The sequence below is a fragment of the Streptomyces speibonae genome (assembly GCF_984686075.1).
In genome coordinates this window covers 4,337,041-4,356,628 of sequence record NZ_OZ480260.1, presented here as the reverse complement: position 1 = coordinate 4,356,628, position 19,588 = coordinate 4,337,041, and the positions used below count along the sequence as shown (strand labels likewise).

General features: G+C 71.7%; 14 protein-coding genes, 5 tRNA genes and 1 riboswitch. Of the genes, 9 read left to right on the top strand and 10 right to left on the bottom strand.

Annotated elements, in window-relative coordinates:
* The first annotated feature begins 44 nt into the window (after positions 1–44).
* Genes lhgO through AC5L3C_RS19730 form a run of 3 tightly spaced genes read left to right on the top strand, consistent with a single transcriptional unit; the run spans position 45 to position 3,587 of the window.
* Positions 45–1,286, top strand: a complete 1,242-nt coding sequence (gene lhgO / locus AC5L3C_RS19740; protein ID WP_493653943.1) for an L-2-hydroxyglutarate oxidase — start codon at positions 45–47, stop codon at positions 1,284–1,286.
* Between the two features lie 45 nt (positions 1,287–1,331).
* On the top strand, positions 1,332–2,174 hold the full coding sequence (trmB, locus tag AC5L3C_RS19735) for a tRNA (guanosine(46)-N7)-methyltransferase TrmB (RefSeq protein ID WP_493650116.1): 843 nt from the start codon (positions 1,332–1,334) through the stop codon (positions 2,172–2,174).
* A 60-nt stretch (positions 2,175–2,234) separates the two neighbouring features.
* A complete protein-coding gene (locus tag AC5L3C_RS19730) occupies positions 2,235–3,587 on the top strand; it encodes a PrsW family intramembrane metalloprotease (protein ID WP_493650115.1) in 1,353 nt (450 codons plus the stop codon).
* Between the two features lie 112 nt (positions 3,588–3,699).
* On the opposite strand, the gene AC5L3C_RS19725 is transcribed toward AC5L3C_RS19730, so the two are convergent.
* The 5 genes from AC5L3C_RS19725 to AC5L3C_RS19705 form a co-directional block, all read right to left on the bottom strand.
* Positions 3,700–4,722: a M23 family metallopeptidase gene (locus AC5L3C_RS19725; RefSeq protein WP_493650114.1), complete on the bottom strand. Its 1,023-nt coding sequence runs from the start codon at positions 4,720–4,722 to the stop codon at positions 3,700–3,702.
* Between the two features lie 11 nt (positions 4,723–4,733).
* Positions 4,734–4,891, bottom strand: a riboswitch (cyclic di-AMP (ydaO/yuaA leader).
* A 297-nt stretch (positions 4,892–5,188) separates the two neighbouring features.
* A tRNA-Met gene (locus AC5L3C_RS19720) sits at positions 5,189–5,262 on the bottom strand.
* 133 nt (positions 5,263–5,395) lie between these two features.
* A complete protein-coding gene (locus AC5L3C_RS19715; RefSeq protein WP_493650113.1) occupies positions 5,396–6,529 on the bottom strand; it encodes a dihydrofolate reductase family protein in 1,134 nt (377 codons plus the stop codon).
* A gap of 117 nt (positions 6,530–6,646) precedes the next feature.
* Positions 6,647–7,306: a response regulator gene (locus AC5L3C_RS19710; RefSeq protein ID WP_125505509.1), complete on the bottom strand. Its 660-nt coding sequence runs from the start codon at positions 7,304–7,306 to the stop codon at positions 6,647–6,649.
* A 29-nt stretch (positions 7,307–7,335) separates the two neighbouring features.
* Positions 7,336–8,349: a HAMP domain-containing sensor histidine kinase gene (locus AC5L3C_RS19705; RefSeq protein WP_493650112.1), complete on the bottom strand. Its 1,014-nt coding sequence runs from the start codon at positions 8,347–8,349 to the stop codon at positions 7,336–7,338.
* Between the two features lie 419 nt (positions 8,350–8,768).
* Between AC5L3C_RS19705 and AC5L3C_RS19700 the strand changes: the two genes are divergently transcribed.
* Positions 8,769–9,056, top strand: a complete 288-nt coding sequence (locus AC5L3C_RS19700; RefSeq protein ID WP_493650111.1) for a DUF3040 domain-containing protein — start codon at positions 8,769–8,771, stop codon at positions 9,054–9,056.
* 20 nt (positions 9,057–9,076) lie between these two features.
* On the opposite strand, the gene AC5L3C_RS19695 is transcribed toward AC5L3C_RS19700, so the two are convergent.
* From AC5L3C_RS19695 to AC5L3C_RS19675, 5 genes are all read right to left on the bottom strand, one after another.
* Positions 9,077–9,427, bottom strand: a complete 351-nt coding sequence (locus AC5L3C_RS19695; RefSeq protein WP_493650110.1) for a hypothetical protein — start codon at positions 9,425–9,427, stop codon at positions 9,077–9,079.
* 377 nt (positions 9,428–9,804) lie between these two features.
* Positions 9,805–9,877: transfer RNA gene (locus tag AC5L3C_RS19690), tRNA-Lys, on the bottom strand.
* A 154-nt stretch (positions 9,878–10,031) separates the two neighbouring features.
* The gene (locus tag AC5L3C_RS19685) at positions 10,032–12,113 is read right to left on the bottom strand and encodes a DEAD/DEAH box helicase (protein WP_493650109.1); all 2,082 of its coding nucleotides are present in this window, start codon (positions 12,111–12,113) and stop codon (positions 10,032–10,034) included.
* A 245-nt stretch (positions 12,114–12,358) separates the two neighbouring features.
* The gene (locus AC5L3C_RS19680; RefSeq protein WP_493650108.1) at positions 12,359–12,901 is read right to left on the bottom strand and encodes a hypothetical protein; all 543 of its coding nucleotides are present in this window, start codon (positions 12,899–12,901) and stop codon (positions 12,359–12,361) included.
* A 73-nt stretch (positions 12,902–12,974) separates the two neighbouring features.
* A complete protein-coding gene (locus AC5L3C_RS19675; protein WP_185931080.1) occupies positions 12,975–13,325 on the bottom strand; it encodes a metallopeptidase family protein in 351 nt (116 codons plus the stop codon).
* Between the two features lie 84 nt (positions 13,326–13,409).
* Here AC5L3C_RS19675 and AC5L3C_RS19670 point away from each other — a divergent pair, with 84 nt between their 5' ends.
* From AC5L3C_RS19670 to hrpA, 5 genes are all read left to right on the top strand, one after another.
* On the top strand, positions 13,410–14,996 hold the full coding sequence (locus tag AC5L3C_RS19670; protein ID WP_493650107.1) for a metallophosphoesterase family protein: 1,587 nt from the start codon (positions 13,410–13,412) through the stop codon (positions 14,994–14,996).
* A 196-nt stretch (positions 14,997–15,192) separates the two neighbouring features.
* Positions 15,193–15,265 (top strand) — tRNA-Glu (locus tag AC5L3C_RS19665).
* Positions 15,266–15,302: 37 nt separating this feature from the next.
* Positions 15,303–15,377: transfer RNA gene (locus AC5L3C_RS19660), tRNA-Asp, on the top strand.
* A gap of 24 nt (positions 15,378–15,401) precedes the next feature.
* Positions 15,402–15,475 (top strand) — tRNA-Phe (locus AC5L3C_RS19655).
* A gap of 94 nt (positions 15,476–15,569) precedes the next feature.
* A complete protein-coding gene (gene hrpA, locus AC5L3C_RS19650; RefSeq protein ID WP_493650106.1) occupies positions 15,570–19,550 on the top strand; it encodes an ATP-dependent RNA helicase HrpA in 3,981 nt (1,326 codons plus the stop codon).
* Positions 19,551–19,588: the final 38 nt, after the last annotated feature.

Below are 19,588 nucleotides of genomic sequence, written 5' to 3'. Positions count from 1 at the left end.
CCGGCGGCGCGGTGCACGCTGTCAGTGGCGCGGTGCACTATCGGATGCGGGAGGTGGCGCAGGTGACGCAGGTGGTGGCCGGCTCGTACGACTGTGACGTGCTGGTGGTGGGCGGCGGGATCGTCGGTCTGTCGACGGCGTACGCGATCGGCCGGGCGGCCCCGGGCACGCGGGTGACGGTGCTGGAGAAGGAGGCGGGCCCGGCCCGGCACCAGACGGGCCGCAACAGCGGCGTCATCCACAGCGGCATCTACTACCGCCCCGGCTCGCTGAAGGCGCGCTACGCGGTGCGGGGCGCCGCGGAGATGGTCAAGTTCTGCGCCGAGTACGACATCCCGCACGCCGTGACGGGCAAGCTGATCGTCGCCACGGAGCGCGAGGAGCTCCCCCGCCTGCACGCCCTGGCCCAGCGCGGCCGGGAGAACGGCCTCACGGTGCGCGAACTGTCCGGAGCGCAGATCGCGGAGTACGAGCCGGACGTGGAGGGCCTGGCGGCCCTGCACGTCGGCACGACCGGCATCTGCGACTTCGGCGCGGTCGCCCGCCGGCTCGCGGAGACCTCCGGCGCGGAGATCCGCTACGGGGCGCGGGTCGTCCGCGTCGACCGCCGTCCCGGCCGCGGGGCCGCCGTCCTGACGGCCGCCGGCGACATCGTGCGCGGCAGGGTGCTGGTGAACTGTGCCGGGCTGCACTGCGACGAGATCGCCCGGCGCACCGGTGACGAGCCCGGCGCCCGGATCGTGCCGTTCCGCGGGGAGTACTACGAGCTGGCCAGGCCGGAGCTGGTGCGGGGCCTGGTCTACCCGGTGCCCGACCCGGCGTTCCCGTTCCTCGGCGTCCACCTCACCCGGGGCGTCGACGGCGGTGTCCACGTCGGCCCCAACGCGGTCCCGGCGCTCGCCCGCGAGGGCTACGACTGGCGCACGGTGCGTCCGCGCGAGCTGGGGGCGACCCTGTCCTGGCCGGGCTCCTGGCAGCTGGCCCGCCGCCACTGGCGCTACGGCACCGGTGAACTGCGCCGGTCGCTGTCCAAGCCGGCCTTCGCGCGGGCGGTGCGCCGGCTGCTGCCCGCCGTGCGGGAGGAGGACCTGGTGCCGACGGCGGCCGGGGTGAGAGCGCAGGCGGTGCTGCGGGACGGCACCCTCGCCGACGACTTCCTGATCCAGGAGGCCCCCCGCGCGGTGCACGTGCTGAACGCGCCCTCCCCCGCGGCGACGGCGTCCCTGCCGATCGGGCGGGAGATCGCGCGGCGGGCGATGGCGCAGCTCACGCCGGAAGGAGGGTGAGGATCACGACGTCCGCCCGCCGCTCCCCCGTAAAATCGAAGCACTGTGTCTGATTCCGTGAGCACCCCCGAAGCACCGCATTCCGCAATCGCGCCCGGTGCGTCGATCCGCCGTACCCGGGCCAAGGGCGAGCCGCGGTTCCCGGACGGGCCGAAGGCCGATCCCGCCGGGTCGCACTTCGAGCGGCGGATCCGCAGTTTCCAGCCGCGCCGCAGCCGTGTCACCGCCGGACAGGCGGACGCGTTGCAGCGGCTGTGGCCGGTGTGGGGATTCGACATCGACGGCAGCGGGCCGCTCGACCTCGGCGCGTTCTTCGGCAACGGCAATCCGGTCGTCCTGGAGATCGGCTTCGGCATGGGCGAGGCGACCGCAGCGATGGCCGCCGCCGACCCGGGCACCAACGTCCTCGCCGTGGACGTCCACACCCCCGGCCAGGGCAATCTGCTCAATCTCGCCGAGCGGCAGGGGCTGGCCAACATCCGGGTCGGCAACGGCGACGCGATCATCCTGCTGCGCGAGATGCTCACCCCGGACAGCCTGGACGGGCTGCGCGTCTACTTCCCCGACCCGTGGCCCAAGAAGCGGCACCACAAGCGCCGGCTGATCCAGCCGGAGTTCCTCACCCTCGCCGCGGCCCGGCTGCGGCCGGGGGCGGTCGTGCACTGCGCCACCGACTGGGAGCCGTACGCGGAGCAGATGCTCAAGGTGCTCACCGCGCACCCCGCCTTCGAGAACACCCAGGCCGACGGTGGATTCGCGCCACGTCCCGAGTTCCGTCCGCTCACCCGTTTCGAGGCGCAGGGACTGGACAAGGGTCATGTCGTGAACGACTTGCTCTTCCGCCGCGTACCGCACCAGGAGCGGACCGGGCACCGGACCGAGGAGTAGGCCCGGGACCGGGCCCGAGCCCGCACGCAGTCCTGCCCCTCCCTCGTTAGGGTCGAACCCGTGGCCAGCAGCCCCCCGTACCCGACGCCCGCCGGCGCAGCCTCCGGCGGAGTGCTGCGGCACGCGCACTGGTGGCAGCGCCCCTGGGTGCGCTACGGCGCGCTGACCACGCTGCTGACGCTCTCCGGGCTGGTGATCCTCGCCCTGGTGCGCGAGCAGACGGGCACCGAGGGGTTCCTGGTCGGCCTGGGTCTCGCCGTCCTGCCCGTGCCGCTGCTCCTGGCCGCCTTCCGCTGGCTGGACCGGGTCGAGCCAGGCCCCTGGCGGAACCTGCTGTTCTCCTTCGCCTGGGGCGCGTGCGCGGCGGCGCTGATAGCGATCGTGGCGAACAGTTTCGCCACGCAGTGGATAGCGACGACGACCGCCGACCCGACCGGCGCCGACACCCTGGGGGCGACGGTCATAGCCCCGGTCGTGGAGGAGTCCGCGAAGGCCGCGGCGGTGCTGCTGGTCTTCCTGTTCCGCAGACGCGACTTCACCGGGATCCTCGACGGTGTGGTGATCGCCGGGGTCACCGCCACCGGTTTCGCCTTCACCGAGAACATCCTCTACCTGGGCACCGCCCACGGCGCCGACCAGCTCACCGGCGACAGCGGCATGGCCTCGGTCACCGCGGCGACCTTCTTCGTGCGGATCGTCATGTCGCCGTTCGCGCACCCGCTGTTCACCGTGCTCACCGGGATCGGCTTCGGCATCGCCGCGCTCTCCACGGACCGGCAGCGCTTCCGGCGGGTGCTGCTCCCGCCGGCCGGTCTGCTCCTGGCGATGGGCATGCACGCCCTGTGGAACGGCTCCACCACACTCGGCCAGTACGGCTTCATCGCGGTGTACGCGGCGTTCATGGTGCCGGCGTTCGGGCTGCTGACCTGGCTGGTGGTGTGGACGCGCCAGCGCGAGCTGCGCACCGTCCGCACGGAGCTGCCCGCGTACGCGGCGGCCGGCTGGCTCACCCCGGCGGAGCCGTTCGCCCTCGGCTCGATGCGGGCGCGGCGCCTGGCCCGGCAGTACGCGCGCCGGTACGGGGGGAAGCCGGCGGCGCGGGCGGTCGCGCAGTACGAGGCGTACGCGACGTCGCTGGCGTTCCTGCGCCACCGCGGCCGGCTGGGGCGGGCCGGGACGGACTTCGTCACCCGGGAGCGGGAGCTGCTGCTGGAGCTGTGGCACCGGCGGGGTGCGGCGCGTCCGGCCCTGGACCACGCGGCCCGTCTCACCGCGCCCCCGGTCCGGGTCGCTCCCGCGCCATGGCCGGTGCACGGGCCGCTCGGGCATCCGCCGTACGGTCATCCCGCGCACGGACGTCCGCCCTACGGGCATCCCTACCCCGCCTACGACCCGGGCGCCCACCACTCCTGACGGACGCGTGCCGCAGGGCCCCGAAAACACCTGACCGGCAGCCCTGACGTCGGGGGGTCGTCGTCGGGACTGCCGGGGTTCAGGGGCGGCAGGGCTGTTCGGAAGCGGTGGATCAGGGGGTGAGGCCCTTGCTCTGCAGCCACGCCATCGGGTCGATGCCCGAGGAGGAGCCGCCGGGGTGGACCTCGAGGTGGAGGTGGGCGCCGGTGGAGTTGCCGGTGGAGCCGACGCGGCCGATCACATCGCCGGTGTTGACCTTCTGTCCGACGCTGACGCTGATGGAGGACTGGTGGGCGTACCAGATCTCGGTGCCGTCCTCGAGGGTCAGCACGGTCTTGTAGCCGTAGGAGCCGTCCCAGCCGGCGGAGGTGATGGTGCCGGTGTGGACCGCCTTGATCAGCGTGCCCGTGGGGGCGGCGAAGTCGAGGCCGGTGTGCTGGCCGGAGGACCAGTAGGCGCCGGCCTGTCCGAACGTGGAGGAGATGGTGTACGAGGAGGTCGGCAGCGTGTACTGCTTGGCCAGTTGGGCGAGGCGCTCGGCCTCGGCCTTCTTCGCGGCCTCCTCCTCGGCCTTCTTCTTGGCGGCCTCGGCCTTGGCCTTGGCCTCCTTCTCCGCCTTGGCGGCGGCCTCGGCGGCCTGCTTCTCCGCCTTGGCGGCGGCTTCGGCGGCGGCCTTGGTCTCGGCCTGGCTCTGCTGCTGCTCGACCTGGGCCATGATCCGGGTGCGCAGCGCCTCACCGGCGCCCTCGGTGGTGCCCTCGTCGGCTTCGGTCGTGGCCACGCCGAGGCTGCTGAGCGGAGTGGACGAGCCCTCGGGCTCTTCCTCGTCGGAGATGAGGGAACCCACGTTGGGCAGGTCCGGCATGGAGATGGAGACCGGAGGCTTGCCGGTCTGGGCGCTGGCCATGCCGCCGGCGCCGACCGCCGCGATGACGCCGACGCCGAGAACGGTGGAGCTGCGGGCGAGTCCGCCCCCGCGCTGCTTGGCGACGCGGTGCCGGCCACGTACCGGGCGAATGGACTCCGCGGTGGGGTTCCACTCCTCGAACGGGCCCTCGTCGGTGCGGTCACCGCCGTAGACGAAGGTGTCGCTCGGCTTGAACGGGGCCTCGGGGGCAGGCGGGTTGGACGCCACGTGGGCGCGCTCCTTTCCTTCCTTCTCGCCTACCGGGTTAGCTGACGGGTTCGGAGCAGGAAGGTCTCCTACGCGCGTATACGAGCCGTGTTCCCACGGCTGCACCCACACGATTCACCCCATGGTGGTGGTTCCCCGGTTCCCTTGCGGGATTCGGCGCGTGCGCACGGAGCCGACTTCTGTGACGGCTGGGACGACCGCGCTGCGTTATCGAACGTTAATAGACGCGAGGGCCGGATTCCAAGCCGTTCCTCTTGATCATTAACGATTTTCCCGCGGACTTAACCGCCACGAGGTGCCAAAAACGGGCGAGTTGACTCCGTCTCGGCCGCGAGCCGCCGCCTGACGGTGCGTCAGTCGTGATGCGCTGCGGGACGGGATGCTCACCGTGCGTGAGGACGAGGGGGGAAGGGCACCACAACGCCGAGGGCCGGAAACCTTTCGGATTCCGGCCCTCGGCCTTCAGTAGCGGGGACAGGATTTGAACCTGCGACCTCTGGGTTATGAGCCCAGCGAGCTACCGAGCTGCTCCACCCCGCGTCGGTGAAACCAGTGTACGCCATCCGCGGGACATGCCGCACACCCGTTACCGGGCGGCTGCGGTTTCCGGGTCCGCGCGAGCCGGTCCTCCGTCACCCGACCAGCGACCCGGCCTACGCGCGATCGGCGCGGCTCAGTCGCCGGTCAGGTGGGCGTTCGGGGCCTTCGCGCGGTCCTCCAGCTCCGGCAGGACGACCACGGTGGCGCACCCCTCCGCCAGCACCGCGCTGCCGTCGGCACCCGCCACGAACGTGTCCGGCTCCCGCCAGGCCGTGACCACTCGCCGGATGCCCGCGTCCAGGATCAGCCGCGCACAGGGCGCCGGCCGCGACGCCCGCCGGGCGCACGGCTCCAGGCTGGAGTACACGGTGGCACCCGCGAGGCGGGGATCCGCCGGATCGGCCTTGGCGAGTGCGGCCTCCTCCGCGTGCACCACCGGGTCACCGCCCTCCCGGGAGTGGCCCCGCGCCAGCTCCGTGCCGTCCGCGGCCACCACCACCGCGCCGACGCTGAACGCCGTGCGCGAGGGCGGGCACTGCGCGGCCAGCTCGCAGGCGAGGGCCAGCCAGTGACGGTCGGCGGCGGACGGCAGCGCTCCGGTGCCGGGTGCCGTGGGCTCGTAGCGCATCAGGACGACGTCGCCGACCGGGCGGGTCTCCACGAGCCGCAGCCGCCCGCCCTGGTAGGAGCCGGGGCCGAACAGCCGGGGCGCGTCCGCGTCGCCGACGAACAGCGGGGCGAGGACCAGCTGGAGCTCGTCGGCGAGGCCCTGGGTGAGCAGCTGGGTGTGGACCCGGCCGCCGCCCTCCACCATCAGCCGCCGCACCCCGCGCACGCCGCCCAGATGCTCCAGCAGGCGCCGCCAGTCGAGCTCCGGGCCGAGCGGGACGACGTCGGCCGCGATCCCGAGGGCGTGGGCGCGCTCGGCGCCCCTGTCGGTGGTGTAGAGGACCTTCTCGCCGCCGGTGCGCCAGAACCGCGCCGCCGGGTCCAGCTCGCCGGAGCCGCTGACGGTGACCTTGAGCGGATACTCGGCCTTGCCGCCGACGACACGGGCGGCGCGCCGCTCGGGCGAGTTGACCAGCAGCCGCGGGTTGTCGGCGCGGATCGTGCCGGCGCCGATCAGGATGGCGTCCACGGAGGCCCGTACCCCGTCGACCCGGTCGAAGTCGGCCGGACTCGACAGCAGCAGCCGCTCGGGACCGGTGTCGTCCAGATAGCCGTCCAGGGAGACGGCGGCGGACAGCAGGACGTACGGGCGGGGCATCGGCGCACTCCGGAAGGGTTCGGCGGTGGGCGGGACCGCTGTGCCGCGGCCCGGGTCAAGTCTGACAACCCCTTGAACCGCGTGCCGTCCGCGCCCCTGACCCGCCGCGGCGACGGCTCAGGGTTCGATCAGACCGACGCGGATGGCGTAGCGGGCGAGCTCCAGGCGGTCCTTGAGCCCCAGCTTGGCCAGCAGGTTGGCGCGGTGCCGCTCCACCGTCTTGGGACTGATCACCAGGAGGTCCGCGATCTGCTGCGAGGTGTGCCCCTCGGCGACGAGCTTGAGGATCTGCTCCTCGCGGTCGGTGATGGCCTTGGCCGGCAGCGTCCGGCCCTCCCGCGCGAGATCGAGGTAGTTGTGGATCAGCGCGTTGACGGCGCCCGGGTAGAGGAACGGCTCGCCGCGCATGGTGGCGTGACAGGCCTCGACGAGGTCCTGGTCGGCGACGGACTTCAGCACGTAGCCCGAGGCGCCGGCGGCGAGCGCCTCGAAGAAGAACTGCTCGTTGTCGTACATGGTCAGGATGAGGATCCGCGTGTCCGGCGAGGTGCGGGAGAGCTCACGGGCCGCCTGCAGTCCGGTCAGGCGGGGCATGGCGATGTCGAGAATGGCCAGGTCGGGACGGTGCTCACGGGCCTGCTCGAGGGCTTCGACACCGTCGGACGCCTCCGCCACGACGGTCAGATCCGGTTCGCCGTCCAGGATGAGGCGAACCCCCCGGCGGACCAGCGCGTGGTCGTCGGCGAGAAGAATGCGGGTGGGGGCCTGCTCGGTCATGTTCAGCGTTTCCGGTCGGGTGGCAACGGTCACGGTGGCGGAGGAGCGTGCGCGGGCATCGACGGGCCTCCTACGGGGATGAGGGCGTGCGCGGGGAACCGGGCCGGGACGGGCACGGCCAGCCGCACCTCGGTGCCGCCGCCGGGGCCGGGCTCCACGGACAGATCGGCGCCGACGAGCAGCGCGCGCTCCCGCATGCCGCGGATACCGGCGCCCTCCGCCGCGCCGGCGATGCCCCGGCCGTCGTCCCGGACGCGCAGCAGGACCCCGCCGGGCGCGGGGGACAGGGCGATCTCGGCCCGGCGCGCTCCGGAGTGACGGACGGTGTTGGTGAGGCCCTCCTGGGCGACCCGGTAGATGACCAGCTCGGTCTCCCGGTCCAGCTCGGGCAGGTCGGCGGCGAGGCAGTGCTGGACGCTCAGTCCGGTGCCGGAACCGCCGAACTCGGTGGCGAGGGCCTTGAGGGCGCTGGCCAGCCCCAGCTCGTCCAGCACCCCGGGGCGCAGCCGGCGGGCGATCCGCCGGATCTCCTCCAGGCTCGCGCGGGTGGTCTCCTGCACCTGCCGCAGCTCCTCGCCCAGCTCCGTCGGGGCGTGGTCGGCGGCCCGCTTGAGCTGCAGCAGTACGGCGGTCAGGGACTGGCCGACCTCGTCGTGCAGCTCCTGGGCGATGCGCCGGCGCTCGCCCTCCTGCGCGGACAGGGCGCGGGCGCTGCTCGTGGCGCGCTCGTCCTCGAGCCGGTCGAGCATGGTGTTGAACGTGGTGATCAGCTCGGCGATCTCACCGCGCCCGCCGACCTCGGGACGGTGCCCGGGGCGGAGCAGGTCCGTGGTGGTCATGGCGCGGGTCAGACGCTGCAGCGGCGCGAGTCCGAAGCGGAGCAGCAGCGCGTTGGCGACCAGCATGGCGGCCAGGCCCACGGCGAGGACCGCGGCCTCGGTGAGCAGGACCGGGGTGGAGACGGTGACGGGTCCCAGCAGAAGGGCCGTGGCGACGACGAGCACGACGGCGTTCAGCATGAAGATCCGCCAGAACAGAGGCACCCCGTACCGCCTCCTCGCCATGCCCGTTCCGACGGGTGAGTCTCCCGGTGCGTCGGGAGTCGGGAGGACCCGCGGACCGGGGGCGCGGATCGGGGCCATCCCCATCCAGCGTGTCCCCCGAACAACCGGAGCGCCATCCGTGACAACCCCCATTTTCCCGGCGGCACCCCTATAGGAACCCGGCTCCCTTGGGCATCGGCTCCCGGGGAACATGGGGAGCGCGACCGATGGCCGCGGCCGACGGCTACGGGAGAGGCTGGACTTTCCGTACCGGACGGGTGACCACGTCGGCACACGGGCAAGCTCCCTGGTACCGGCCCGAATCCACGACAGGCCGACGGACCCCTTCCACTCGTCCGGTGTACCGGAACGCGGCCGTCGGCATGGCGCCGTACGGCCAGCCCTCGGAAGGAGGAGCCGTGCCCCAGTCCAGCGACGACCGCCTCGTCGGCCTCGCGGCCCGACTCGAGCACGAGGATCCCCGATTCGCCCGTTCGCTGTCCACCGGGCAGCCGACCCGCCCGCGCGAGTACCGGCGCACGGGCGCCTGGTGGGCGCTGGTCATCGGGGTGACGATGCTGATCGCGGGAGTGATCGTCCCCGACGGACTGCTCATCGCGGCGGGCCTGGTTCTCTCCGGCATCGCCGTGCAGCTCCTCGACCCGGAGCGCCGCTCGCGGCCGCCGCGCCGCCCCCGGCGCTGCTGACCCGACGCGGCCGGGTGGGCTCAGTGCTCCCCGGCCACCGGGCCGTCGTCGGTCGACGAGGCACCGAGCGCCTCGTCGGCGGCGACGACTTCCTTGAACCACTGCCGGTGCACCCTGTAGGTACGGTCCAGCTCGAACTTGTGGTAGATCCCTGACGGCTTGCCGAACCGCACGTCACGCGGAAGGCGCTGCGCCCCGTCCCGGCCCACGACGAGGACCGCGCGGTCGGTGACCACGATCGTCTCCGCCGGCACGGTGATGATCCCCGAACCGGTCACCGTCATGAACCCCGTCCGGATCTGCTCCCCGGGCTCCAGATACGGCGCCGCCGCGCGGGCGATCATCTCGACCCGCCGTTCCCTGTACCCCATGGCCTGCCCCTCCTCCTGGCGACCGACCCCCACCCGGGCGGCGTCGCCGGTCCCGGACCTATTCCACGGCAGAACCTACGGGACGGGTCCCGACGGAGGAACCTACTGGCCGCTGAGGACCGGCCGGCTCTGCGCCAGGTCGCGGATCGACTCGTCGACGGCCCCACACTGGCTGTTCTGCGGGCCCCCAGGATGGGGATGTCCTCGACCGCGACCGGCACGATGCCCCCGAGTGCCCCGACGTCGGCCTTGAGCGGCAGCACGACGCACGGAGTTCACCCGTCCGCACGCGACAATGAAACAGCGCCCGACCCGGACGAAGCCGGATCAGGCGCTGCACAGCGAATCGGGGGTGTCTCTCCCTCCCCCGCCACCGGTAGGCCCTGTGGGACTCGAACCCACAACCAATGGATTAAAAGTCCACTGCTCTGCCAATTGAGCTAAGGGCCCCTGGCGATGTTGCCTCCCCGAGCATAGCCGGACGTCGCCGTGTCTCCGATCGGGTATCGGGGGAGGCGGGTCGGGCCGTGTCCCATACGGCACGCGGAAGGGCCCGCGCGACGGGTGTCGTGCGGGCCCTTGCCGTTGGTTCGGTGAGGCGGTGTCAGCCGTTGCGCTTCCAGCGCGGCTTGTCCTCGCGGCGGCCGAAGGAGCCGCCGCCGCGGTGGTCGTCACGACGGCCGTACGGGCGGTCGTGGCCGCCTGAGCGGAAGCCGGGGCGGTCGCCCTGGCGGTCGCGGTTGAACGGCCGGTCGCTGCCGCGGTGGCCGCCGCGGTCGTCCCGGCGGAAGCCGCCACGGTCGCGGTCGCGGTTGAAGCCGCCCCGGTCGTCACGACGCTCGAACGAACGACCGCCACGGTCACCGCGGTCATCACGACGCTCGAACGAACGGCCACCACGGTCACCGCGGTCGTCGCGACGGAAGCCGCCGCGGTCACGGTCGCGGTCGCGGTTGAACCCGCCCCGGTCATCGCGGCGCTCGAACGAACGACCACCACGGTCACCGCGGTCATCACGGCGGAAACCACCGCGGTCACGGTCACGGTCCCGGTCGCGGTCGCGGTTGAACCCGCCCCGGTCGTCACGACGCTCGAACGAACGACCACCACGGTCACCGCGATCGTCACGGCGGAAACCAGCGCGGTCACGGTCTCGGTCGTCACGGCGCTCGCGCCGCTCGTACGGGGCCGGGGCCTCCGTGCGCTCGACGTCCCGCGCGGTCGGCTGGGCCGGCAGGGACACCTCGGCGTCGGCCGACGCCGCCGCCTCGGGGTCCTCGCCGCGCTCCCGTGCGACCCGGGCCACCAGCCGGTCGGCCTCCTCGCGCAGCTCCGACGCGCGGCGCTGGGCCCGCTCCAGCTCCTTGGTGAGCTGGGCGACCTCCCGCTCGGCCTGCTGGGCGGCGTTGCCCGCCGACTCGGCCTGCACCTCGGTCATCGACCGGGCGCCGGTGATCTCGGCGACATCCGGGTCGAAGGCCGCGCCGCCCTGGATGATGTGGCGCGTGGCGTCGACGCCCGCGTCCTCCATCAGCCGGAAGATCTGGCGCCGCTGGTGCGGCAGGGACAGGGAGACGACGGTGCCGGTGCGGCCGGCGCGCGCCGTGCGCCCCGCGCGGTGCAGGTAGTCCTTGTGGTCGCCGGCCGGGTCCACGTTCAGGACCAGGTCGATGCCGTCGACGTGGATGCCGCGCGCGGCGACGTCGGTGGCGACCAGGACGTTGACGTAGCCGTCCTTGAAGTCGGCGAGGGTGCGCGTGCGGGCGCCCTGGGTCATGCCGCCGTGCAGCGCGTCGGCCTTCACGCCCGCGTCGCGCAGCTGCTCGGCGACGCGGTCGGCGCCGAGCTGGGTGCGGACGAAGATGATGGTGCGGCCCTTGCGGGAGGCGATGGCCGCGGTGACCGGCGCCTTGTCCTTGGGCTTCACGACGAGGATGTGGTGCGACATGGTCGTCACCGCGCCCTGCGCCGCGTCCACCTCGTGCGACACCGGGTCGTTGAGGTAGCGGTCGACGAGGGTCTTGATCTCGTTCTCCATGGTCGCGGAGAACAGCATGCGCTGGCCGCCCGCCGGGACCTGGTCGAGGAGTTCGGTGACCTCGGGCAGGAAGCCCAGGTCGGACATCTGGTCGGCCTCGTCGAGGACGGCGATCTCCACGTTCTCCAGGGAGCACGCGCCGCGGTTGATGATGTCGCGCAGGCGGCCGGGGGTGGCGACCAGGATGTCGACGCCGCGTTCCAGGGCGTAGATCTGGTTGCCCATGGAGGTGCCGCCGCAGACGACCTTCATCCGCAGGTTGAGGACGTCGCCGTAGGGCTGGAGCGCGTCGGCGACCTGCATGGCGAGTTCACGCGTCGGCGTCAGGATGACGGCGCGCGGCTTGTGCTTCTCGGTGCGGCCGCCGGCCAGCGTGGCCAGGGTCGGCAGTCCGAAGGAGAGGGTCTTGCCGGAGCCGGTGCGGCCCCGGCCGAGGATGTCCTTGCCGGCCAGGGCGTCCGGGATGGTGGCCGCCTGGATCGGGAAGGGGGTGGTCACGCCGTTCTGCGCGAGCTTGCGCACGACACCCTCGGGGAGGCCGAGGTCGGCGAAGGTGATCTCGGGCGCCGCCACGTCGGTGGTGGCGTCGATGTCGGTGTCCTCGGTGTTCTCGGGCACGACGACGTGATCAGTACTGGCGATGGGCATACGAATGCGAAACCTTCCGGAGTCTCTTCGGCACGCGCCCGTCAACTCCGTGATTCGCGATTCGCAATAACGACCGCCTCGATGCGGTCCACCACGGTAAGGGAGAGTACGCGCCACACGGCGCGCTCTGCAGTGGCGCCGGGCAAATAGGATCAAACGATCTGCCACCATACGCACTCCGGCACCCCGAGAGCAAATCTGCAGGTGAAACGGGGTCCGCCGAGTACGGGTGGGCTCGGGAGAGTCTAGACCGGCGCCCCCGCTTCCGGCGCCGGTTCCCGCTGCGCCAGCTGCGTGTCCGGCGGGGGGTGCGCCGACGAGGACGGCTCCGCCTGGGTCGGCTCCGGGGTGACCGACGGCTCGGGCGGCGTCGGGGTGGGCTCCGGGTCCGGCGTCCGCGAGGGCTCCGGCGGGTCCTGCCCGTCGTCCGGTGCCGGTCCGGGGTGCCCGCCGGGACCGCCGTCGGACGGCGCGGACCCGCTCGCCTTCGCGGACGGAGAGGCCTCGTCCTGCGCGGACTTCTCCGTCCGGCGCTTCTTCTTGCCCTTGTCCCGCCCGTCCTTGCCGCGGTCGCCGCGCTCGCCGTCGGCCGCCGCCGCTCCGTACCCGCCACCGCCGCCCGGCCCGGCCGCCCCTCCGTCCGGTGCCTCACCGCCGGAGCGCCCGGCGGAGTGCGACGGTCCGGCGGTCCGGCCGGCGCCGTCCTCACCCACGCTCACGCATCCGGCGGCAGCGGCGACGGCCACGACCGTGGCGGCCAGGCGGACGGGTACGTACAAGCGGCGCACGGGGCCACCTCCGGTTGGAGTACAGGGTCAACAACCCCAACTCCCGCCACCCGCAAGAAGACACGCGAATGGCTCAGCCGTAGCCGAGCGCGTGCAGCCGGGCGTCGTCGATGCCGAAGTGGTGGGCGATCTCGTGCACGACCGTGATCTCCGTCTCGGCGATCACGTCCTCCCGGGACTCGCACATCCGCAGGGTCGGCCCCCGGTAGATGGTGATCCGGTCCGGCAGCACCCCGGCGTACCACTCGCCCCGCTCGGTGAGCGGGGTCCCCTCGTACAGGCCGAGCAGCTCCGGGTCGTCCGCCGGGGGCTCGTCCTCGACGAACACCGCGACGTTGTCCATCAGCCGCGTCAGCTCCGGGGGGATCCGGTCCAGCGCCTCGGAGACCAGTTCCTCGAACGTCTCGCGCGTCATCTCCAGCACAGAGCCATTGTCGGGTACGAGCCGTCCGTACGAGATGCGCGGGAGACCCGCATATCCGGGCCGCGACTTGGGCATACGGGACCAATGGCCCGCGTCCCCTCCCCAGTCGCGAACGTCGCCCAGCGCGTCCGACGGCTCCCGCGTGCCCTCACCCGCCGCCACCGCTCCCCACGGCCCACGGCCGCGACGGCCTCCCTCGCCCCGCAGCAGCGCCCCTGGACACGGGCGCTCGGGCTGGTCGTGGTGGTCATCCTCGGCGCCTGGCTCGGTTTGCTCGTGGTCGGAAACGTCCGTGTCCCCGTGGGTCCCATGGACACCACGATGACCTTGCGCCCCTCCTTCACCGGCGGCACCAAGATCAACGTCTCGCCGCTGGGCGCGCTGCAACTCGACAGCCACACCGCGCCCGTGCGCCTCGACGTCAACGTCGACCAGCTCGACCCCGAGCGTTCCCAGGCCCTCGTCGACCACCCCGAGCGCCTTTCCGGCCTCCAGAAGGAGGTCGCCCGGGACATCACCCACGGCACCGCCGACCTCGCCGTCCGCTCCTGCGTCGCCGTCGTCACCGGCGCCACGGCCCTCGGCCTGGTCGTCTACCGCCGGCCCCGCCGCGCCCTCGCCGCCGGCGGGCTCGCCCTCACTCTGCTGGCCGCGTCCGGCGGCACCGCGTTCGCCACCTGGAACCCCGACTCGGTCCTGGAGCCGAGGTTCTCCGGCCTGCTCTCCTCCGCGCCCTCCCTCGTCGGTGACGCGCGCAGCATCGTCACCGAGTTCGACGTGTACCAGAAGGAGTTGGCCCGCCTGGTCACCAACGTGACCAAGCTCTACGACGCCACGTCCACGCTCCCCACCTACCAGCCCGACCCGACCACCATCCGGGTCCTGCACGTCTCCGACATCCACCTCAACCCCGCGAGCTGGAAGATCATCGCCTCGCTGGTGGAGCAGTACCAGGTGGACGTGATCGTCGACTCCGGCGACACGATGGACCACGGCACCGCCGCCGAGAACGGCTTCCTGGACCCCATCGAGGACCTCGGCGCGCCCTACGTCTGGGTCCGCGGCAACCACGACTCGCGAGTCACCCAGCGCTACCTCGAAGGACTGGACAACGTCCACGTGCTCGACGACGGCAGGGCGCAGACCATCGGCGGGCTGCGCTTCGCCGGCATGGGCGATCCGCAGTTCACCCCGGACCGCTCCGACAAGAACGGGGCCGAGCAGTCCCAGGAACTGGCGGGGGCCCGTCTCGCCTCCGCGCTGCGCGACCAGCGCGCCGCCGGCACCCCGGTCGACGTCGCGGTCGTCCACGAACCGTCCGCGGCCCGTGAGGTCGACGGCACCGTCCCCCTGGTCCTGGCCGGGCACGTCCACCACGAGGACAGCGAGGTCATGGAGTACGGCACCCGGCTGCGGGTCGAGGGCTCCACCGGCGGCAGCGGCCTGCGCGCCATCGAGGGCGAGTACCCCGACCCGATCGAGACGTCGATCCTCTACTTCGACCGCGACACCCGCCGCCTGCAGGCCTGGGACTCGATCGAACTGGGCGGTCTCGGGCTGACGACGGCGGAGGTCAGCCGGCACCTCCCCGAGGAGAACCAGCCGGGCGCCACCCCTTCGCCGACAGGCGGAGAATCCTCACCGGCAGACAGCACTCCGTCCCCTCGATGACCCGCGACTATTCAGTTTGGTCGCGTCCCGGAAGCCGTAGTACAGTCTGGTCGTGCCCAACGGCAGCGGTCAGGGCTTGACCGTCCCGAGCCCCGTACGGGGCAAAGGAGAAGCGGAACCTTTCGAGGGGATGCGGAGTCACATGCTTCTCACGTCTCCCACGCGGAGGCGAACAGCGAAGCGACGCGCTGGGTCCGCCCTCATCGTCTAGTGGCCCAGGACGCCGCCCTTTCAAGGCGGTAGCACGGGTTCGAATCCCGTTGGGGGCACGCACCACCCTGTGCGACACTGTCGTACGACATGCTTGGTCCTGTGGAGCAGTTTGGAGTGCTCGCCACCCTGTCAAGGTGGAGGCCGCGGGTTCAAATCCCGTCAGGACCGCTGGTGTTTCACGTGAAACATCGCGGCTGGGTAGCTCAGTTGGTACGAGCGTCCGCCTGAAAAGCGGAAGGTCGCCGGTTCGACCCCGGCCCCAGCCACAGCGAAGGCCCCGATCTCCGATCGGGGCCTTGTTGTGTGCCCCGGCAAAATCATTGGCCGCGAATTTTCGCGGGATGAGATCCTGGAGTCCGTATGTCTACGCACTCTGCCCCCTCTTTCGGCCCTCTTGCCTCTCGCCTCACCGAGCTGTCGCTGCGCGATGCGCACCGGCTCGGGCGGCGACTCGAGGGCGCACGCAGGATCCGCAAGCCGGAGGCCCGCGCCTCCGTGCTCGCCGAGATCGAGACGGAGATCGCCGGGGCCGAGGAGCGGATGGCCGCGCGACGGGCCCGGGTGCCGCAGGTGCGGTATCCGGAGCAGCTGCCGGTCAGCCAGAAGAGGGACGAGATCGCCAAGGCGATCCGTGATCACCAGGTCGTGATCGTCGCCGGTGAGACGGGTTCCGGGAAGACCACGCAGATCCCGAAGATCTGTATGGAGCTGGGCCGGGGCGTACGCGGCATGATCGGCCACACTCAGCCCCGGCGGATCGCCGCCCGTACGGTGGCCGAGCGCGTCGCCGAGGAACTCGACACCCCGCTCGGGGAGGCCGTGGGCTGGAAGGTCCGCTTCACCGACCAGGTGAACCCCGACGCCACGTTCATCAAGCTGATGACCGACGGCATCCTCCTGGCGGAGATCCAGACCGACCGCGAGCTGCGCGCCTACGACACGATCATCATCGACGAGGCGCACGAGCGCTCGCTCAACATCGACTTCCTGCTCGGCTACCTCGCCCAGCTCCTCCCCAAGCGCCCGGACCTCAAGGTCGTCATCACCTCGGCGACCATCGACCCGGAGCGCTTCTCCCGGCATTTCGACGACGCGCCGATCGTCGAGGTCAGCGGGCGTACGTATCCGGTGGAGGTGCGGTACCGGCCGCTGCTGGAGGAGGATTCCGACGACGCCGACCGGGACCAGATCACGGCGATCACCGATGCCGTCGAGGAGCTGATGGCGGAGGGGCCCGGCGACATCCTGGTCTTCCTCTCCGGCGAGCGGGAGATCCGGGACACGGCGGACGCGCTCACCAAGAAGCGGTACCGGTCGACCGAGGTGCTGCCGCTGTACGCGCGGCTCTCGCACGCCGAGCAGCACCGGGTGTTCCAGCAGCACACCGGCCGCAGGATCGTTCTGGCCACCAACGTCGCCGAGACGTCCCTCACCGTGCCGGGCATCAAGTACGTCATCGACCCCGGGTTCGCCCGTATCTCCCGCTACAGCCACCGCACCAAGGTGCAGCGGCTGCCGATCGAGCCCATCTCCCAGGCCAGCGCCAATCAGCGCAAGGGCCGCTGCGGCCGTACCTCGGACGGCATCTGCATCCGGCTGTACAGCGAGGACGACTTCCTCGTCCGGCCGGAGTTCACGGACGCGGAGATCCTGCGCACCAACCTCGCCTCGGTCATCCTGCAGATGACGGCCGCCGGCCTGGGGGAGATCGAGAAGTTCCCCTTCATCGACCCGCCGGACCACCGCAACATCCGCGACGGCATCCAGCTGCTCCAGGAACTGGGCGCGCTCGACGCGGCCCAGAAGGACCCCCGCAAGCGGCTGACGCAGACCGGACGGAAGCTGGCGCAGCTGCCGGTGGACCCCCGGCTGGCACGCATGGTGCTGGAGGCGGACCGCAACGGCTGTGCCCGCGAGGTCATGGTCATCGCGGCCGCCCTGTCCATCCAGGACCCGCGGGAGCGGCCGGCGGACAAGCAGACCCAGGCCGACCAGCAGCACGCCCGGTTCCGCGACGAGACCAGTGACTTCCTGGCCTTCCTCAACCTCTGGCGGTACCTCCGCGAGCAGCAGAAGGAGCGCGGTTCGTCGTCGTTCCGGCGGATGTGCAAGCAGGAGTACCTGAACTTCCTGCGGATCCGCGAGTGGCAGGACATCTACACGCAGCTGCGGACCGTCGCCAAGCAGATGGGCATCCGCCTGAACGAGGACGACGCCCCCGCGGACCGCATCCATGTCTCGCTGCTGTCCGGTCTGCTGTCGCACATCGGCATGAAGGACGTGAAGGAGTCCAAGGACTCCGGTCAGGGCGGCGGCCGCAGGGACGGCGGACGCAACGAGTACCTGGGCGCGCGCAACGCCAAGTTCGCGATCTTCCCGGGTTCGGCGCTGTTCAGGAAGCCACCGCGGTTCGTGATGTCGGCCGAGCTGGTGGAGACGTCCCGGCTGTGGGCGCGGGTCAACGCGAAGATCGAGCCGGAGTGGGTCGAGCCGCTCGCGGAGCATCTGCTCAAGCGCACCTACAGCGAGCCGCACTGGGAGAAGGACCAGGCGGCCGTGATGGCGTACGAGAAGGTGACGCTGTACGGCGTACCGATCGTGGCGCAGCGCAAGGTGAACTACGGGCGGATCGATCCGGAGGTCTCCCGGGAGCTGTTCATCCGCCACGCGCTGGTGGAGGGCGACTGGCGTACACACCACAAGTTCTACGCGGACAACCGCCGGCTCCTCACCGAGGTGGAGGAGCTGGAGCACCGGGCCCGGCGCCGGGACATCCTCGTCGACGACGAGACCCTGTTCGACTTCTACGAGCAGCGGATCCCCGAGCACGTGGTGTCCGGCGCCCACTTCGACTCGTGGTGGAAGCACAAGCGGCACGAGCAGCCGGACTTCCTCGACTTCGAGCGGGAGATGCTCATCCGTGAGTCGGCGGAGGCGGTCACCAAGGCCGACTATCCCGACTCATGGCGGCAGGGCCCGCTCAAGTTCCGGGTGACGTACCAGTTCGAGCCGGGTGCGGACGCCGACGGTGTCACGGTCCACATCCCGCTGCAGGTGCTGAACCAGGTGACCGACGAGGGGTTCGACTGGCAGATCCCGGGTCTGCGGGAGGACGTCGTCACCGAGCTGATCCGTTCGCTGCCCAAGCCGATCCGGCGGAACTACGTGCCGGCGCCGAACTACGCGAAGGCGTTCCTGGAGCGGGCGGTGCCCCTGCAGGAGCCGCTGACGGTCACGATGGCCCGTGAGCTCAAGCGGATGGTCGGGGTGCCGTTCGAGGCGGACGACTTCGACTGGTCCCGCGTTCCGGACCACTTGAAGGTGACGTTCCGGATCGTCGACGAGCGGCGCCGCAAGCTCGCCGAGGACAAGGACTTGGAGGCCCTGAAGCTCCGGCTGCGTCCGAAGGCCCGCAAGGCGCTGTCGCAGGCGGCGGCCGCGACGGCGCAGCGCCAGGGCGGGGAGTCGCTGGAGCGCAAGGGGCTGACGGACTGGACGATCGGTTCGCTCACCCGGGTGTTCGAGACACGCCGGGCGGGTCAGCCGGTGAAGGCGTTCCCTGCCCTGGTGGACGACGGCGACTCGGTTTCGGTGCGGCTGTTCGACTCGGAGGCCGAGCAGGCGGAGGCGATGTGGAAGGGCACCCGGCGGCTGATCCTGCTGCGGATCCCGGTGAACCCCGCGAAGTTCGCATCCGAGAAGCTGACGAACGCGCAGAAGCTCGCGCTGTCCGCGAATCCGCACGGTTCGGTGCAGGCCCTGTTCGACGACTGCGCGACCGCCGCGGCGGACAGGCTCATCGCCGACTTCGGCGGCCCGGTGTGGGACGAGGAGTCGTTCCGGAAGCTGTACGACAAGGTCCGCGCGGACATCGTCGACATGACGGTCCGCGCGGTGGACGGGGTGCAGCAGGTGCTCGCCGCGTGGCAGGCCTGTGAGCGGCGCCTCAAGGGTGTGCGGAGCCCCGCGCTCCTCCCGAACCTCCAGGACGTGCGCAAGCAGTTGGACGGCCTCGTACGGCCCGGCTTCGTAACGGAGGCGGGGCTGCGGCGGCTGCCGGATCTGATGCGGTATCTGGTGGCCGCGGACCGCCGGCTGCAGCAGATGGCGGCGAACGCGCAGCGGGACACGACGCGGATGGCCAAGGTCCATGAGATGCAGGACGAGTACGCCTGGCTGCTGGAGCAGATGCCGCAGGGGCGGCCCGTGCCGCGGCAGGTCCTGGACATCCGCTGGATGATCGAGGAACTGCGGGTCAGCTACTTCGCCCACGCGCTCGGCACGGCGTACCCGGTGTCGGACAAGCGGATCGTGAAGGCGATCGACGCGGCAGTGCCGTAACGGGACCGGCACGCAGGGTGAGTTCGACCGGGGGCTCA

Bases quoted from the DNA above. Each gene is read 5' to 3' on its own strand.
- lhgO (WP_493653943.1), top strand. From the start codon at position 45: ATGCGGGAGGTGGCGCAGGTGACGCAGGTGGTGGCCGGCTCGTACGAC.
- AC5L3C_RS19715 (WP_493650113.1), bottom strand. From the start codon at position 6,529: ATGCCCCGCCCGTACGTCCTGCTGTCCGCCGCCGTCTCCCTGGACGGC.
- AC5L3C_RS19710 (WP_125505509.1), bottom strand. From the start codon at position 7,306: ATGACCGAGCAGGCCCCCACCCGCATTCTTCTCGCCGACGACCACGCG.
- AC5L3C_RS19695 (WP_493650110.1), bottom strand. From the start codon at position 9,427: ATGGGGTACAGGGAACGGCGGGTCGAGATGATCGCCCGCGCGGCGGCG.
- AC5L3C_RS19685 (WP_493650109.1), bottom strand. From the start codon at position 12,113: ATGCCCATCGCCAGTACTGATCACGTCGTCGTGCCCGAGAACACCGAG.
- AC5L3C_RS19670 (WP_493650107.1), top strand. From the start codon at position 13,410: ATGGCCCGCGTCCCCTCCCCAGTCGCGAACGTCGCCCAGCGCGTCCGA.
- hrpA (WP_493650106.1), top strand. From the start codon at position 15,570: ATGTCTACGCACTCTGCCCCCTCTTTCGGCCCTCTTGCCTCTCGCCTC.